Raw genomic sequence first — 15,761 nt, forward strand, 5'->3', positions numbered from 1 at the left:
GGCTAGGCCTCGTACGAAGACAGCGACGAACAGGCGCCACACTTGCCGCAGCCAGCCTTGATGTCGGCGGAGCGCATGTTGGCGTCGCGCAGCATCGCCCCAATCGGTGCAAGTATCGATTTCATGAATTCCGGAGTTGGAGCTGGATGATCTTCAAGCGGTGTTCCGCTGATGGGAACGAACGGGACCACGAATGGATAGACGCCAATACCAATCAGTTTTTGCGCAATATCGAGGATTGCCTGTGCGCTGTCGCCGAGGCCTGCAAGGATATATGTGCTCACCTGGCCTCGACCAAAGACAGCCACCGCTGACTTGAATGCCTCCATATAGCGCAATAGCGGCACGCTCGCTTTGCCCGGCATGATCTGGGCGCGTACCTCAGGTGTGACGACTTCCAGATGCATGCCGAGGGCGTCAATTCCACTGGCTTTCATGCGCTCGAACCAGACGTCATCGTCAGGCGGCTCGCATTGCGCCTGGATTGGAATGTCCACTGCGGCCCTGATTGCGGCTGCGCTCTCGCAAAGGACCTGCGCGCCTCGATCAGGCGTCGGCGGCGTGCCCGTCGTCAGAACCATATGCTTGATGCCGTCCAGTTCAACGGCAGCGCGCGCTACTTCCGCGAGCTGCTCGGGCGACTTGTGCGCAACAGTGCGCCCCGCCGCAAGAGACTGGCCAATCGCGCAAAACTTGCAGGTCTTGCGGCGACTTTCATACCGGATACAGGTTTGCAGAACGGTTGTCGCCAACACATCCGCGCTGTGCAGCGTCGCGATGTGCGAGTATGGGACGCCGTCTTGAGTCGTCAGGTCGTAAAAGCGCGGCGCCTTCGGAAAGCTGATGCTAGCGATTGGGATACTTCCACGCAGCAGCTTGCTCGAACCGCTTTCGTCCGGCTGGTCCGCCACAAAAGGCGAGTTCCAGGCGGTGCTCGTGTGGACGGGGACCATAATGGTTACCCCGTCAACGGTCACTGCCTTATGGTCCGACGGCCCAGCACCACCGCGACGGCTTGCGGCGCCTACGCGCGGATCGACAAGCCGCAAACCGGAAGACTGGAGTTCAGTCATCAGCTTCCGACTTGCCTCGGAGAGATTTTCATTCGCGTTCATTTGTTTCCCCACCGGGTGCCCCGTTGCCTGCGGCCGCCAATTCAAGTCCGTTCATCGGCTCCATGGGAACGGCAGGACGATCATTGATTTGCAGACTGAGAAGCTCGGGGCGTGCATAGTGCCCAACCGAGTCCATCATCCGTTTGCGTTTGGTGATAAGAGACATATCAAGATCCGCGATCACCATCCCTTCGCCCTCGCGCAGAGGCTCGACGACGTGCTGCCCCTCTGGCGAAATGATTGCCGTGTTGCAACCACCGCGCAGCGCCTTCTGGAGCTTCAGGTCAGAGGTCATCGACTCGATCTGGGCATCCGTCAACCAGCCCGTGGCATTTACAACAAAGCAGCCGGATTCCAACGCGTGGTGCCGGATCGTCACCTCAATCTGATCGGCGAATATCGGGCCTACGAGCGACCCGGGAAACTGGCTGCAATGAATCTCTTCGTGCTGCGCCATCAGGGCATATCGGGCGAGAGGGTTGTAATGCTCCCAGCATGCAAGCGCGCCAACGCGCCCGACATTGGTACTGGCTACTTTCAGGCCAGCTGCGTCACCCTGCCCCCAGACCATCCGTTCATGAAACGTCGGCGTGATTTTTCGGCGCTTCAGAACCAGACGGCCATCAGCATCGAAAATCAGCTGCGTGTTGTAGAGGCTTCCGTGATCGCGCTCGTTGACACCGAGCACTACCACCATCCGATGCATGCGAGCTCGCTCTGAGACTGCATGCGTTACAGGGCCCGGCACTACCACGGCTTCTTCGTAGAGCTTCATGTGTTCGGGTCCGGAAGCAACCGGTGTCCGAATAAACGAAAAATACGGGTAATACGGAACAAAGGTTTCGGGGAATACAATCAACTGCACCCCTTTACTAGCTGCCTCGTCGATTGCCGAGCAGACTTTTTCGACCGTTCCACCCGAACGCTCAAAATCTGGCGTGATCTGAACGGCGGCCGCGCGAATGACGCGCTTGTCGGACCTTGTATCGGACATGATGTTTCTCGCGCCTTAAACGGTCCAGGTGTGAATGACCAGCGCATCCTCTTTTCGATGCAGGAGTTGCAGATCAAGCACGTCAAGCGGATTGATGGGTCGAATGCCTTCAATCAGAGATGCTTCACCTTGTCCGTAGAGCGCCTGTAGCGCGAAGCGGCATGCGTACACCTTGCCACCCTCTTCCATGAATTTGACGAGCTGCTTGTTGAAGTTCATGTGCCCCGGGAAAGCTTCGTCGCCGAGAGTCGGGAAACCGCGTTGCAAACCGAGCGTGACGCCGGGTCCGTACAGCAACACAGAGGTCTCAAATCCCTTTCGTTGCAGACGCGTCGCTTGCAACAGGTTCACAAAGCCAATCGAGCCTTCAAATGCTACGGTGTGAAACGTCACCAATGCCTTTTCGCCGGGTTCGGCCTTCACGTCTTCGAAGACCTTCTCCTCGTAATCGACCAGATAGTCGCCGGCTTTGTGAAGGGGCGTATTGACTGCGGGCATAGCACTCTCCGAATGAGTCGTTGATGGAACAGCCGGGGGATCCCGGTGCTCCATCTAATGCAACAGCTATGCCAATCATTTGTAGTACGGATGCGATCACCATCCAATCATTCCGACAGCGAAAAACGGACGGTTCCGAAAAAAAACATAAACCCGCCAAAAAGCCGCAACCCCTCTGTGGCTCCGGGGTCCGTCTGGCATATACGGGGACGCACACGCAGCGGGAAAGGCCGACCCAGAGTGGTGCGAGCTTGTCGAAATGCGTGCACGCATACGATCAATGCGATCACTTGTCGGGCTGAAAGCAATATTTCGATTGCATAGCGTGCTGGGCGTGCTATTTTTAAGGCCACCACTGCCTTAATCTGATTTATATGCCGAACACCAAACATCACTGGCTCAAGACGCTGGACGAAAGTCGCAAGCCCGCATATCTGGCAATTCCCGATCTCATAGCCGATGACCTTGCAAGCGGCCGCCTGCGCTCGGGCGACCGCCTGCCCGGCATGCGCGAACTTGCGGACGCCCTATCCCTCAACTACACGACGATTTCGCGCGCTTACGCGGAAGCGCGCAAGCGCGGGCTGCTTGATACACGCGCTGGAAGCGGCACCTTCGTCAAGGGCATTGCGAGAGCAATCGTCTCAGAGAGTGCGGCCGTTGAAATGTCGATGAACATGCCTCCGGAGCCTTTTGAACTTGCCGGCAGACTGAGAGAATCTGCGTCGGAGTTGCTGAGGGAAGCGGACCCCTACCAGCTTCTGAGATATCAGGATTTTGGGGGCACCGCTGCGGATCGGGCCGCCGGGCGCAATTGGTTGTCCGGAATGACACCGGGCCGCAACGAAGATACGGTCCTGGTCTGCCCCGGCATCCATAGCGCCCTTGTCGCGCTAGTCTCCCAGTTGGCCCGCCCCGGCGAAACGATATGTCTCGATTCGTTGGCTTATCCGGGCATCAAGGCGATCTGCTCGCAGCTGGGTGTCCGTCTGCAAGCAATCGCCCGCGATGACGAAGGCCCGCTGCCACATGCCTTTGAGGCGCTCTGCAAGACCGCTGCGCCTCGTGCGTTTTACTGCAATCCGACGATTCAGAACCCGAGCACGCTTACGCTATCGACATATCGCAGACAGGCGTTGGCAGAGGTCGCATTGCGCCACAACGTGCCAATCATCGAAGATGACGCATATGGGCTGCTGCCGGGCAAAGCGCCCACGTCGATTGCGTCGTTGGCGCCTGAACTCACGTACTACGTCACAGGATTCTCGAAGACTTTCGGAGCGGGACTGAGGGTGGCCTATCTGAGCGGCCCGACAGCACGAAAGACCCAGCGTATCACCAGCGCGCTACGAGCCACCTCAGTCATGGCCAGTCCATTCACTGTGCGTCTCGCGACCCGATGGATAGAGGACGGAACAGCAAAGCAGATGCTAGATGCCATCCGAACCGAAGCGAACGCGCGGCAAGCCATTGCGGCAAGCGAGTTGGCGAAATTCTCGTTTATGGCCAACCCTGATGGCTTTCACTTGTGGCTGACGTGTCCTCCTGATACAAACCTGAGCGTCTCAGAGTTGGCAATAATCCTTCGAGAAAAAAATGTCGCCGCAGTCGCTGGCGCCGCATTCTCAACTGACGGCGACCCGCCAGACGCAATCCGTCTCTGCCTGGGTGGTCCGCAAAGCAGAGAGGGTTGCCGGGAAGGGATCAGGCGCGTTGCAGAGATGATCGAGGACCCTCATCACCTGCACGAGCCTATGATGTGACAGGGCTCTGTCAAGTTATTGGGGGAAGCGGCGGTAGAATGAAGTGATGAAGAAGATAAAATCGCTTTATCACGGCCACCGCTTCCCAGCCGGCGTCATCAGCTGCGCGGTTCGCTGGTACTGATATGACTTTGCGTGTCAATAGCGATGTTGGGTTCCGGGTTGTTGCATCGACGCATGAATTTCCTGAGGGCGGCGCAGCAGTAACGTCGACGGTGGATCACACTTCTATGAGCATCAGATTGCCAAGGGTTTTCCTTGAATTGGAACTGTGGCCGACGGCCTGCCTGGCAGTTATCCACGGCCGGCCGGCGGGTCGGCCCTGTTTCGACCACGACGCCGGCCGGCCGTGGATAACTGCTGACCATCACGAGACAGGCTCTCCCTCCAGGCAACCGTTACTACGGTGCGTGTCATGCTTCATGTCCGGACTCTCTCAAGATCGTTTTTGCGAAGTTTTCATAACGTGTCTCCTTGTGTTTGGTCTGAAGCCGCCCTTGCGCTCGTGAGAAGAACCAGCATCTCACCGCCTTCTATCCGCTGGCGTGTCACCAGCCTTATCCTGCATGCGCGTTACGCCGGAATCAATCCCGGGAACATGCCCCATCTGAAAGTATTCGGTTGCTTCAGCAACCCAGTGTGATCACGGGCATGTTCACTCCAACCGTGTTTGCTGCGTAACTGCCTGGCCAAACCTTTACCCCCTTCTTGCGAAACCAGAGGGACTCAAGCTGACTTAAGGTGCGCGCCTTCGGGAATGACTCCGTCTTTCAGATAGCGCCACAGCGCAATGGCAAGACGTCGCGCGACCGCGACGATGGCGATCCGTCGCGCGCGACGGTTCGGTCCCGTACCCTGTGTGCGCTGATCAAACCATTTCGCTAATGCGCTGCCAGGCTGGTAGCGAAGCCAGGTCCACGCCATCTCGATCAGCAGCGCGCGCACCCGCCGGTTTCCCTGTTTGCTGATGCCCTGGTCGACCTGGCTTTCGCCACTGTCGTAGGGCTGCGACACCAGCCCGACACACGCACCGACTTCGCGGCGGTTGTTGAAGTCGCGCCAGAACAGCTCGAGTGTTGATTTGCACTGAATTCTGACCCACCGGGGGTGCGGCTAAAAACTTGGACTGGTTTATGCTGCAATTCCAAGACTCTTCCGGTATTCGAGCGGACTGAGAGAGCCGAGCGAGATCTTGATCCGCTTTGCGTTATACCAGCGGATGTAAGAGTCGACTACCTCAATGAATTGCTCAACGGTCGTGGCCCGCCAATCACGAGGATAGAACAACTCCGTCTTGAGCCGCCCGAAGAAGCCTTCGCAGGCTGCATTATCGGGCGGGCATCCTTTGCGTGACATCGAGCGAACTAGGCAGTTGCGCGAAAACCCGTGAGGTTCAAGCACGTCTGATGATTGCGGCAAGCGTCAGCGAACCCGTGCCCGCCTGCCATCAGGATGTCACGTGACGATTAACGCGGATTGGCGTTTGAACGTAGACAGATCTCTGTACGTTGTCGTACCGCTTTCTCCCGCGCGCGCGCGTAACGTGTCTTCTATCGTTGACCGGCGGGGAAAAAGTCATGCTTAGACGAACCTTCATCTGGAGCACATCCGGATCGCTTCTGGCGCTCGGCGCAATGCTCTCAGGTTGCACCACCACATCTTCTTCCGATGCGAGCCGTAATCAACAAATGGACAAGCGCCGCGCCATCGATGCAGGTGTCGACTCGACTCTGACTCGCCTGTACGGCATGGCAAGCGGTTCACGCGAACTGGTCGGCAAGGCACACGGGGTACTGACGTTCCCGTCGGTGATCGACGCCGGCTTCGTGGTCGGCGGTCAGTATGGCGAAGGCTCCTTGCGCGTCGGCGGACACACGGTCGGCTACTACAGCACGGCGACCGGGTCGATCGGCTGGCAGATCGGCGCGCAATCGCGCGCAATCGTATTCCTGTTCATGACCGAGGAGTCGCTCAACCGCTTCCGTAGCAGGGACGGATGGTCGGCTGGCGGCGATGCCTCCGTGGCCGTGCTGAAGGTTGGCGCGAACGGCAATCTCGACACCAGCACTGCGACCGGACAGGTCGACGCTTTCGTGCTGACCAACACTGGCCTGATGGCGGGCGCATCGCTGGAGGGCACCAAAGTCACGCGGCTCACGTCGCTTTGAAATTAGGGCCGAGGGACGCGCGTGATGCGCGCCCTGGTAGAAACACAGGGTGGAAAAACCATGTTACGAAGCATACGAGACTTGCACGGAAGCACCGTTAGCGCAGTGGACGGCGACATCGGCTCAGTTAGCCAGGCCTATTTCGACGACGAGTCATGGGGTGTGCGTTATCTGGTGGTCGAAACAGGCAATTGGCTCAACGACCGGCAAGTGCTGGTTTCGCCGTATTCGGTGAAACACACCGACCCCGGATCCAGCGTCGTGCATGTCGGCCTCTCCCGGCAGCAAGTGAGAGACAGCCCGATGCTGGACGCCCACAAGCCGGTATCGCGGCAGCACGAGATCGAGTATCTGCGCTACTACAGCTATCCGACCTATTGGGGCGGTCCAAACCTGTGGGGGATGGGCGCCTACCCGGCCTACGACCCGACAGGTGTGTCGCCAGACGCCCTGCTCGATGAGCCACCAGGGCCAACCCTGGATGCGGTCAAACCGCAACCCGACGTCCATCTGCGTAGCACCGACGAGGTCAAGGGCTACCACCTCAAAACAGCGGATGGCAGTATTGGTCACGTATCGGATTTCATTTACGACGACACCGACTGGGCGATTCGCTACCTGGTCGTGGAAACTCACAACTGGTGGCCCGGCGGCAAAGCCGTGCTGATCGCGATTCACTGGATAGACGGAGTCGACTGGTTCGATTCGACCGTATCGACGGCATTGACGCGCGACGTCATCAAGAATAGCCCCGCTTACGACGACTCGATGCCGATCGACCGGCCTTACGAAGTCGTGCTGCATCAGTTTTACGACAAGCATGGATATTGGTCGGATCCGGGTGCCGACGAGCGGGTGGCATCGGATTGAGCCGCTACACAGACTACCGTTCTCGCCTGGTCCGGGCGGTCCTGGACCGATCGAAAACGCAAGTCTTCAAAGGCGTTAAAGGCGGGAGCAGATCATGAGACAGAACATTCAGAAGTTGTATCAAGCCCGTATCCATACATTCACCCCCGAATGTCTGGAACTGCAGGACGGAACATTCGATTTTCATCTTCGGCATGCCGTGGAAGGCTCCCTTCCTTCGGCTGACAAGCACTATGACGTCGGCGTTTTTGCGACGAGCAAGGAAGGCTATGCGGCTGCACTTGCGTACGGCGACAAATACATCGCCGAACATAAGTTTGGGATATAGCAGCGCTGCCGGTTATCGACGAACCGCGAGCTTTACCCAGCAGCGACGACGACCAGTGTGGCTGTCGTTCAATCAGACAGGCGGCACCATGGCAGACAGAATCATCTCAAGCAGGACACACGACGCTCACATGACCGTCAGGGATCATATTGCCGATGGTTGGGTAGCAAGCGTCTGTATCGTTCCGAAAGACGCGCCCAAGAGCAAGGAACTCATCAAACTGGACACTTTCTTCGAATCTGAAGATGTCGCATGGAAATCGGCTGAGACGCTTGCACGTGCCGAGCTCAACAATCTGAAATAGCGCAGGGCCGCACTTCCAAACTTCACTGTGAACAGCGCAATAGTCTGCACCGCCTCTTATCTTTTCCAGGATCAACCGCATGACTCCCTATGACGTCGTAATCGCGGTCTTCGATGACCACCATAAAGCCGATGCCGCCGTGCGCAAGCAAATAGACGGCGGCTTCGACCGTCGTTGTCGGCCCCCTCAGCGCTTTGGGCGCAACGCTCGTCAATGCGGGGTTGCCGAAGGAAAGCGTGATCCACTACCAGGCCGCCATCAAAGCAGATGCAACTGGTTGCGGGTTCCGATCGGAGTCAGGGCGGCGCTCCTTAAGGATAACGAAGGATTGCAGGAATGGAGTGCCGCAATGCGGGCGATGAGATGATTGGCGCCGTCACGAGCGGGTTTTCGCCAAGCAACAGGCGAGCAGAATCATGGCGCGGTGCACCGGAAAGGAAACGCAGGCATCGGCTGTGAGATCAGCCCCGGCAGTAGTGCCGCAGATTGATCATCGTATAGGCAAGGGTCTTGAATGCGTAGTGCAACTGACTGAGACGGTCAAAGCGCAGCAGCAGGCGCCGGAACTTATCTTCCCAGGCGAACAGCCGCTCGATGGTACGGAACCGCTCTTCGAAGATGGCCGGATCGAACCGGGACTTGCGTCCTCGCTTAGGTCGCTTTCTACCGCGTGAATTCGGGTTGAGGTTGGGAACCATGCCGCGGTTAAAAATGGCTTTGCGGTTCTGCCGGCAATCGTACACGCCATCCAGACGGTTCTGTCGCAATAAGACGGTGCGGTATGATTCGAGCGAACGAGACGAATGACATGACTGCTGAAGCAGACCTTGACTCCGGCCTTGGCCCGCATATTTAAGCGCCTGCACTACCCGCTTGATGTAATGCTGATGTGCGTGAGGTGGTACGTAGCCTACGGGCTGAGTGTACGAAATCTGGAAGAGATGATGGCTGAGCGCGGCATCCAGCTCGATCATTCAACCGTGCATCGTTGGGCCATCAAACTGCTTCCGGTGCTGGAGAAGGCGTTCCGGCGTCACAAGCGCCCTGTTGGCAGGAACTGGCGCGTTGATGAGACCTACATCAAGATCAAGGGCCACTGGAAGTATTTATATCGCGCCGTTGACAAGGCCGGCCAGACGGTCGATTTCCTGCTGCGTGCCCACCGTGACAAGCCTGCAGCCCAGCGCTACTTCGAGAAGTCGATCGATCAGAACGGCGAGCCGAGACGGTCACGATCGATAAAAGTGGTGCGAATCTCGCAGCGCTCGAGGCGCTCAACGCGGAGCGCGACACGCCGATCGAGATCCGCCAGAACAAGTATCTGAACAACATCATCAAACAGGACCACCGGGCTATCAAGCGCCGTACCCGACCGCTGCTCGGGTTCAAGACCTTTCGTTGCGCCCGCATTTTGCTGGGCGGTATCGAGCTCATACACATGATTGCGAAGGGGCAGATGAAAGACAGTGGTAGAGGCCAAACTCCCGCCGAGCAGTTCTATTCTCTGGCGATCTAAGCATTCCTCATCATGCCGGCCCCGTTCGCTCTGTCATCCTTATCGCGACAAAACCAATCATACCGCACCGTCTTATTGCGACAGAACCCTTTATCGAGGGCCTCAGGCGCAAACCACAAGCCTTCAAGGGACTGGCGTTTCGTGACGAGCTGTTCCCGCTAGAGGCCTCCCGTCGCGCGACAGTTGCGATGGTTTGCCTTCCGCCGGAGCCAATAGCTATATCTGACGTGCCCCTTTCAACAGGAGGGCACGTCAGTAAACAAGTGGGGGAGGCTACGCGCGGATGAAAGCCAGCAGATCGGGATTGATCACGTCCGCATTGACGGTGAGCATGCCGTGGGAATAGCCTGGATAGACCTTCAGCGTCGCGTTCTTGATGAGCTTCGCCTGGAGAAGGGCGGCATCCTGGTAGGGTACAACTTGATCGTCATCTCCTTGAATCACCAAAGTCGGCACGTCGATTGCCTTCAAGTCTTCCGTTTGGTCGGTCTCCGAAAACGCTTTGATGCCGAGATAGTGAGCGTTGGCGGCACCCATCATGCCTTGGCGCCACCAATTCTGGATGATTCCCTGCGACACCTTCGCGCCCGGCCGATTGAAGCCATAGAACGGTCCCGACGCCACATCGAGAAAGAACTGTGTCCGGTTCGCGGCGAGCTGTTCACGGAACCCGTCGAACACCGAGAGTGGCGTACCTCCAGGATTCTTATCGGTCTTCAGCATGAGCGGTGGTACGGAGCTAACCAGGATCGCCTTCGCTATTCGTCCTTTGCCGTAACGAGCCACGTAACGGGCCACCTCACCGCCGCCGGTGGAGTGACCGATATGGACGGCGTTCCTGAGGTCCAGGGCTTCGACGACCGCGGCAGCGTCCGCCGCATAGGTGTCCATGTCATGGCCACTGGAGGTCTGAGTGGAGCGGCCGTGGCCTCGGCGGTCGTGGGCAATGACCCGGTAACCGTGTTGCAGGAAAAACAGCATCTGGGCGTCCCAGTCGTCTGAACTGAGCGGCCAACCATGGTGAAATACAATTGGCTGGCCTTGGCCCCAGTCCTTGTAATAAATCTCCGTGCCGTCTTTGGTCTTTACGTAGCCGCTCATTTTTTCGGTTCCCGAAATGTGATTTTGGGTGTCGTGCCCTGCCGATACAGGAGCCGCAAGTAAGGAAGGCGCGAATGGAAACACAATTCCCGCCACGATGGCGGCTGCGCCGGTCTGGATGACCCGGCGACGCTTGGGGTCGAATTCCTCGCTGACATCATTTCCCTCAGTCTTCGTAGGGGCGCCCATGCTTTCTTCTCCTGTTTTTAGATGTCTCGCCAAGCCCGAGGTCCCACCAAGCCGTAGAGTCGGAATTGACCGGTTCATAGCTCCAAGCGATGTTAGTTGGCGGGGCGAAGGAAGGCTATTACATGAATCTGTAGTCAGCCCAGATGAACCGCCCCGGTAACTTTTCGCTACGCGACGATCGCCGGCTCGTGAGCGACGCGGTGCCACCCGGAGCGCCGGGAACACCCGAAAGACTCCGGCCTTGGCCCGCATATTTAAACGCCTGCACTAGCCGTTTGATGTAATGCTGATGTGCGTGCGATGGTACGTAGCCTACGGGCTGAGTGTACGAAATCTGGAAGAGATGATGGCTGAGCGCGGCATCCAGCTCGATCATTCAACCGTGCATCGTTGGGCCATCAAACTGCTTCCGGTGCTGGAGAAGGCGTTCCGGCGTCACAAGCGCCCTGTTGGCAGGAACTGGCGCGTTGATGAGACCTACATCAAGGTCAAGGGCCACTGGAAGTATTTATATCGCGCCGTTGACAAGGCCGGCCAGACGGTCGATTTCCTGCTGCGTGCCCACCGTGACAAGCCTGCAGCCCAGCGCTACTTCGAGAAGTCGATCGATCAGAACGGCGAGCCGAGACGGTCACGATCGATAAAAGTGGTGCGAATCTCGCAGCGCTCGAGGCGCTCAACGCGGAGCGCGACACGCCGATCGAGATCCGCCAGAACAAGTATCTGAACAACATCATCAAACAGGACCACCGGGCTATCAAGCGCCGTACCCGACCGCTGCTCGGGTTCAAGACCTTTCGTTGCGCCCGCATTTTGCTGGGCGGTATCGAGCTCATACACATGATTGCGAAGGGGCAGATGAAAGACAGTGGTAGAGGCCAAACTCCCGCCGAGCAGTTCTATTCTCTGGCGATCTAAGCATTCCTCATCATGCCAGTCCCGTTCGCTCTGTCATTCTTATCGCGACAAAACCTTCTTTATCGATATTGCCAATGCCATCGTCATCAAGGGTTATCTCGCGTTACCGATTTTTCATTGACGGGAGGTCTGCGTGATCTTCGGTCGCGTAGACTTTGCCTGGACCGGTGACGGGATCCGTTACGTTTGCTCAGCGGCCGGGTAGACTTGGGAGATCACTCTCCCAGGTCTACCCGGCTGGCCGAACACAAAGCCACAGCGAGGCGGCCCACGCGTCACGTGAGCCCGCCAGGCGCACGCTCCTGCCTTAGAAGCGGTGTCGCAACCCCGCCGTTACTTCGACCTGGTTACTGGTGGATGACGGCGCGCTAAGTCCGTTAATGAAAGCCACCCCGAGAACGGAGTTCTGGCTCGTACTGACACTCTGATAAACACCTTGCAGATAGACGTCAGTGCGTTTGGACAGGTTGTAATCGGCTCCCAGGTTAACTTGGTTCCAGTGTGGACTGCCACTGCCGGTATTAGCACCCCCGCGCGAGTACGTGTATGCGCCAGCCAAAGTGAGGGCCGGGGTCAATGCATAACGTGCGTTGCCTTCAAAATTCTGGAAATGAGTGCCGACCCCAGTCTGGAACACCTGCGTGAGGTTGGTCTGCGTGTACACGAACCCGACGACTGCCGGGCCGAACGCATAGTTCACACCGCCTCCCCACGTTTGCTGCCGGGCGGCGACCAGCGCCTGGCCATCGGTCACGGCTCCATTGGTATTGAAGCTGGGCGACAACGGCGAAACCGCGTTGTTATTCAGATGCAGGTACCCGGCAGCGAATTTCAGGGGGCCCCAGTTGTAGGACGCGCCCACGCTGTACGCGCGGTTATTCGCGAATGCGCCTGCGTCATTGGAGAAACCGTACAGGCCTCCGAATTGGAACCCGGCGTAGTTCACGCTTTGATACTTGATCGAGTTGTTGATCGAGTAAGAGTTGTTGTTCAGATTGTCGTTGTTGAACGGGTGCGCGAAGTGCGTCCCGCCATATTGCGTGCCAGTCAGCGCGAGCGGCCCTACATAATCCACCATGCTGTCGTACTGCCGGCCTAGTGTGACAGTACCAAAGTCGACGCTCGACAGGCCGACGAAGGCCTGACGGCCAAACTCACGACCACCCTGCCCCAGCGTTCCATTGTTCACGTTAAAGCCGTTTTCCAACGTGAAGATTGCCTTGATGCCGCCCCCGAGGTCTTCTGCTCCGCGCAAGCCCCAGCGGCTGCCATCCACCGAGCCGCTCGTTTGCTGCACGTTGCTGTGACCGCCGCTGCTTGTGAGCTGGCTGTTCGTGTAGGTAATGCCGACATCGATCAGGCCGTATAACGTGACGCTGCTTTGCGCGTGTGCGGTGCTTGCAACCACGCCCGACAATGCAACTGCGATAAGGGATTTTTTCATGACATAGCTCCAGTAAATAGCCGTGCAATTCATTCCCCGAAAGTCGTTCGTATATGGATTCGCACCCCAAATAATTTATGAAATTCGTCTGCCCGCCTGCTCATCGCTCAGTCATTCCAACATGAAGTCGATTATTGCCGCTTTGCAAATCCAATGAACAACTCAATGGGCAGCGTGTTGCCGACGGCCAACATGCCGTGCGATAAAAAAACAGCTCGATGGTCAGCTTCGCTAGCTCAGGTGATTTCAAAAACGTGTCGACCATAGCTGAAGCCGAACCAAACCTACGCCGCAGGCTGGTCGAGGCCAACCTGTGAGCATTAGCACACGGGTAACGGTCAACGCATGATCCCGCTGCCTGGTGCAGCATATGAGACCAAAGTCCAATGGCGGACGTCTAACGCGAGGTCTACGCTGCGTGCGAGGACGCAGAACCCGCTCAAAACGATCCGTGCAGCTAGTTGGGACGCTCGCAGCTTCACGTTAAATACCGCGCTGCACATCGGACGTCGAGCCAATAGGTATGCGGATGCCCCATCGCCGACATCTTCAACCGCAAACACCGGAGCTGGCTGCAACCAGCTCGACGCGCGGCGTCCGCCGTCACGCACGAATACGCAATCGAATGGATATCGCCACCATTACTGCGGACAGCACGGAGGTCATGACACATGAAAACTCACCGCAATGCAGAAGTAGTGATCCGCTATCTCGGGAATCAGCCGGAACCCGTGACTGCTGCGAAAGTGGTTCTCGCCGGCTTGATGAATCTGCGCGACACCGCCGCCGCGATCAGATATGGCGTGCTGTACGGCGCGATTGAGCGTGTCAGGGTTCGAGGTGTGAGTGCGGCCGAACGGACCCGATACCGGCTGACGGACTTGCCGCTGCCATCGCCCAAAGGCAGCATGATCGCCCCGTCATTTGATGGGCTTCTTGAAGCATGGGGCATTGCGCGTGTCCCGCCGCAACAGCCGGGATGGGCATCGGCGCGCGTCGTGTTGATTGATTAGACTGCGCAGCAACCGGAGCGGTCGTACATGGTGAAACGGACACGCTGAGCTATCTACGCAACAGGACCGCTCGTATTCGAGTCGTCGTGAGTGTGGAGTGGTTGGCGCTTACATTTTTGGTTCACATCCGCTGTCCGCCCGCATCCGTGCTCTTCTGCTGGCAACCTCTGCAGGCCAGCGGGCGCGATTAATGCTCCCAAGGGGCATACTGTCAGGCGTTGAATTCCCTGTAACATCAAAATATGTCGCTTCGCCGGCATCCAGCGGAAGCTGCGACTTCGACCGGAGGGTAAGCCGTGCGACCGTGTGAAAAGGTGCTTCCGCTTCGTTCAACTTGACACTCGCGTTTTCGATCCAGAATTGGGCGTCCTGACGCTTGCCCCAATAGGTCATCTTGCCGGCGTCGAGGAACTGGAGTCCAAAGTCGAAGACGAAGCCGTTAAAAAGGCTTCGCGACATTGCCGGCGTTCATCGGCGGCTCGTCTCCGGAAGGCCCGCGGCGATGTCGATCTTCACCGAGAGCGCGTCGTTCTGCGTCCAGTATTCGAAGATTTCATCGGAAATCTTGTTCGACGCGCCCTCGCACTTGGCTTTCAGTTCTTCAAGTTTTGTCGATGCCAGCAGCTCCTCAACTGACGTGCCCGCATACGCCAGAAAATCGAGGAAAATCCCGTCGGACGCGTCGAGTGTGTTCGCGGCCTTGGCGGGGGCAAGGGCGTTGATTGACACCTCGCCGGACATGCGCTCAAAGTGTGAGGTCAGAAAAAACTTGGGAAGCCGTGGGGCCAACACGTCGATGACCGCGAGGGAAAAACGTTGGTCACGGAACGCCGTGAGGACGGCCAGCAACGCTTGCAGACGCGGCGATTGTTGGGGTTGTGCGGCGATCGCTGCAGCGGCGGCCTTCGCGTCGTCCACGCCTTTCAGCACCTCTCGCTCCACCGCGTCGAGCTCGTGCTTGTTCATCAAGAACGCTAGCGCCGCTAGCGTCATCTACGGGCACGTCCCATTCCTTTTTTTCGTAACCAATGCCGCGGGTCAGCCCGATCTCAGGCTTGATCAGCGCCTTGTCGCCTAGTACCGCGGCGACGGCAGCAACATCGATGTGATCTAAAACCCATGAGGTGTTAACGACGATGGATCGTCCTTCAGGATGCCGCTCGTCGAAGTCGCTCACGAAACGACGCGGGTAGTCCCTGGTCTTGTCGTATATGAGCGTGCCATAGGCGTTCAGGCCGTAAAGCGCGGACAGTAGCGCTGTTTTGCCTGCCTCGTTTTTCCCAACGAGGCACGTCATGTTGCCCACGTTGAACTTGCCGCTGTCCTCGACGGATCGGAAGTTCGTCACATGCACCGCGTTTAGTCTCATCGCCGGCCCCTGCTTTTGTTGAATTATGTGGATACGGGCCTCGGCGCCCGACGCGAAAACACAGCACAAGACCGGTACGGATTTCGATTCGTCGATTGCACTTGCCTTGGTACGGGAATCGACACAGCAAGGAAGGGCATTCATCAATGATTAGGGAGCGACGACGTAAAT

Annotated in this window: 16 protein-coding genes and 4 pseudogenes; 9 read left to right on the forward strand and 11 right to left on the reverse strand. The window is 57.7% G+C overall.

The genetic code is table 11. From position 1 onward, the window contains the following. Positions 1-2: 2 nt before the first annotated feature. From P0D84_RS45815 to P0D84_RS45825, 3 genes are read right to left on the reverse strand one after another with little or no spacing between them, the layout of a single operon-like run. Positions 3-1,115, reverse strand: coding sequence for an MSMEG_0568 family radical SAM protein (locus P0D84_RS45815; RefSeq protein WP_408350294.1), 1,113 nt, complete (start codon positions 1,113-1,115; stop codon positions 3-5). After that, a complete protein-coding gene (locus tag P0D84_RS45820; protein WP_408350297.1) occupies positions 1,102-2,109 on the reverse strand; it encodes a Nit6803 family nitrilase in 1,008 nt (335 codons plus the stop codon). The genes P0D84_RS45815 and P0D84_RS45820 overlap by 14 nt, the downstream gene beginning before the upstream one ends. A gap of 15 nt (positions 2,110-2,124) precedes the next feature. Next, the gene (locus P0D84_RS45825) at positions 2,125-2,607 is read right to left on the reverse strand and encodes an MSMEG_0572/Sll0783 family nitrogen starvation response protein (protein WP_323047447.1); all 483 of its coding nucleotides are present in this window, start codon (positions 2,605-2,607) and stop codon (positions 2,125-2,127) included. Between the two features lie 374 nt (positions 2,608-2,981). Between P0D84_RS45825 and P0D84_RS45830 the strand changes: the two genes are divergently transcribed. Both P0D84_RS45830 and P0D84_RS45835 read left to right on the forward strand, forming a co-directional pair. Then, entirely contained in the window at positions 2,982-4,370 is a 1,389-nt protein-coding gene (locus P0D84_RS45830) for an aminotransferase-like domain-containing protein (protein ID WP_408350300.1), read from the forward strand. 46 nt (positions 4,371-4,416) lie between these two features. Beyond that, positions 4,417-4,491 (forward strand): annotated as a pseudogene (locus tag P0D84_RS45835) (IS6 family transposase); the annotation flags it as partial. Between the two features lie 605 nt (positions 4,492-5,096). Here P0D84_RS45835 and P0D84_RS45840 read toward each other — a convergent pair. Continuing rightward, positions 5,097-5,444 (reverse strand): annotated as a pseudogene (locus tag P0D84_RS45840) (transposase); the annotation flags it as partial. A 57-nt stretch (positions 5,445-5,501) separates the two neighbouring features. Next, a pseudogene (locus tag P0D84_RS45845) lies at positions 5,502-5,738 on the reverse strand (IS3 family transposase); the annotation flags it as partial. 209 nt (positions 5,739-5,947) lie between these two features. Between P0D84_RS45845 and P0D84_RS45850 the strand changes: the two are divergent. The 4 genes from P0D84_RS45850 (at position 5,948) to P0D84_RS45865 (ending at position 8,040) form a co-directional block, all read left to right on the forward strand. Continuing rightward, positions 5,948-6,538, forward strand: a complete 591-nt coding sequence (locus tag P0D84_RS45850; protein ID WP_408350303.1) for a BPSL1445 family SYLF domain-containing lipoprotein — start codon at positions 5,948-5,950, stop codon at positions 6,536-6,538. A 60-nt stretch (positions 6,539-6,598) separates the two neighbouring features. After that, positions 6,599-7,408 carry a PRC-barrel domain-containing protein gene (locus tag P0D84_RS45855; protein ID WP_408350306.1) on the forward strand — a complete coding sequence of 270 codons (810 nt, stop codon included), beginning with the start codon at positions 6,599-6,601 and terminating at the stop codon, positions 7,406-7,408. A gap of 94 nt (positions 7,409-7,502) precedes the next feature. After that, positions 7,503-7,736, forward strand: a complete 234-nt coding sequence (locus P0D84_RS45860; RefSeq protein WP_408350309.1) for a hypothetical protein — start codon at positions 7,503-7,505, stop codon at positions 7,734-7,736. Positions 7,737-7,824: 88 nt separating this feature from the next. Beyond that, entirely contained in the window at positions 7,825-8,040 is a 216-nt protein-coding gene (locus P0D84_RS45865) for a hypothetical protein (RefSeq protein WP_408350312.1), read from the forward strand. A 461-nt stretch (positions 8,041-8,501) separates the two neighbouring features. Here the strand turns inward: P0D84_RS45865 and P0D84_RS45870 are convergent, their stop codons facing one another. Beyond that, entirely contained in the window at positions 8,502-9,014 is a 513-nt protein-coding gene (locus P0D84_RS45870; protein WP_408350315.1) for a hypothetical protein, read from the reverse strand. Here P0D84_RS45870 and P0D84_RS45875 point away from each other — a divergent pair. Continuing rightward, positions 8,922-9,556, forward strand: a pseudogene (locus tag P0D84_RS45875) (IS6 family transposase). The gene P0D84_RS45870 and the pseudogene P0D84_RS45875 sit on opposite strands and share 93 nt — an antisense overlap. Positions 9,557-9,829: 273 nt before the next feature. Here P0D84_RS45875 and P0D84_RS45880 read toward each other — a convergent pair. After that, complete coding sequence (locus tag P0D84_RS45880) at positions 9,830-10,657, reverse strand: alpha/beta fold hydrolase (protein WP_408351910.1); 828 nt, start codon at positions 10,655-10,657, stop codon at positions 9,830-9,832. A 472-nt stretch (positions 10,658-11,129) separates the two neighbouring features. On the opposite strand from P0D84_RS45880, the gene P0D84_RS45885 reads away from it, so the two are divergent. Then, positions 11,130-11,764 (forward strand): IS6 family transposase gene (locus P0D84_RS45885; protein ID WP_408350318.1). Its coding sequence is split into 2 segments (ribosomal slippage): positions 11,130-11,472 and positions 11,472-11,764, totalling 636 coding nucleotides; the frame shifts between segments, so codons are not numbered across the junction. Positions 11,765-12,071: 307 nt separating this feature from the next. Here the strand turns inward: P0D84_RS45885 and P0D84_RS45890 are convergent. Next, on the reverse strand, positions 12,072-13,208 hold the full coding sequence (locus P0D84_RS45890) for a porin (RefSeq protein ID WP_408350321.1): 1,137 nt from the start codon (positions 13,206-13,208) through the stop codon (positions 12,072-12,074). 671 nt (positions 13,209-13,879) lie between these two features. Here P0D84_RS45890 and P0D84_RS45895 point away from each other — a divergent pair. Further along, on the forward strand, positions 13,880-14,221 hold the full coding sequence (locus tag P0D84_RS45895) for a hypothetical protein (protein ID WP_408350324.1): 342 nt from the start codon (positions 13,880-13,882) through the stop codon (positions 14,219-14,221). A gap of 108 nt (positions 14,222-14,329) precedes the next feature. Here P0D84_RS45895 and P0D84_RS45900 read toward each other — a convergent pair whose 3' ends face one another. The 3 genes from P0D84_RS45900 to P0D84_RS45910 are packed head-to-tail and all read right to left on the reverse strand — an operon-like array spanning position 14,330 to position 15,734. Next, positions 14,330-14,680 (reverse strand): catalase family protein, encoded by a 351-nt coding sequence (locus P0D84_RS45900; RefSeq protein WP_408350327.1) that lies wholly within the window; start codon positions 14,678-14,680, stop codon positions 14,330-14,332. 9 nt (positions 14,681-14,689) lie between these two features. Further along, the gene (locus P0D84_RS45905) at positions 14,690-15,070 is read right to left on the reverse strand and encodes a hypothetical protein (protein WP_408350330.1); all 381 of its coding nucleotides are present in this window, start codon (positions 15,068-15,070) and stop codon (positions 14,690-14,692) included. Then, the gene (locus P0D84_RS45910) at positions 15,042-15,734 is read right to left on the reverse strand and encodes an AAA family ATPase (RefSeq protein ID WP_408350336.1); all 693 of its coding nucleotides are present in this window, start codon (positions 15,732-15,734) and stop codon (positions 15,042-15,044) included. Before P0D84_RS45910 ends, P0D84_RS45905 begins: the two co-directional genes overlap by 29 nt. Positions 15,735-15,761 lie beyond the last annotated feature (27 nt).

It is taken from the genome of Paraburkholderia sp. RL17-337-BIB-A (genome assembly GCF_046025895.1).
GTDB lineage: Bacteria > Pseudomonadota > Gammaproteobacteria > Burkholderiales > Burkholderiaceae > Paraburkholderia > Paraburkholderia fungorum_C.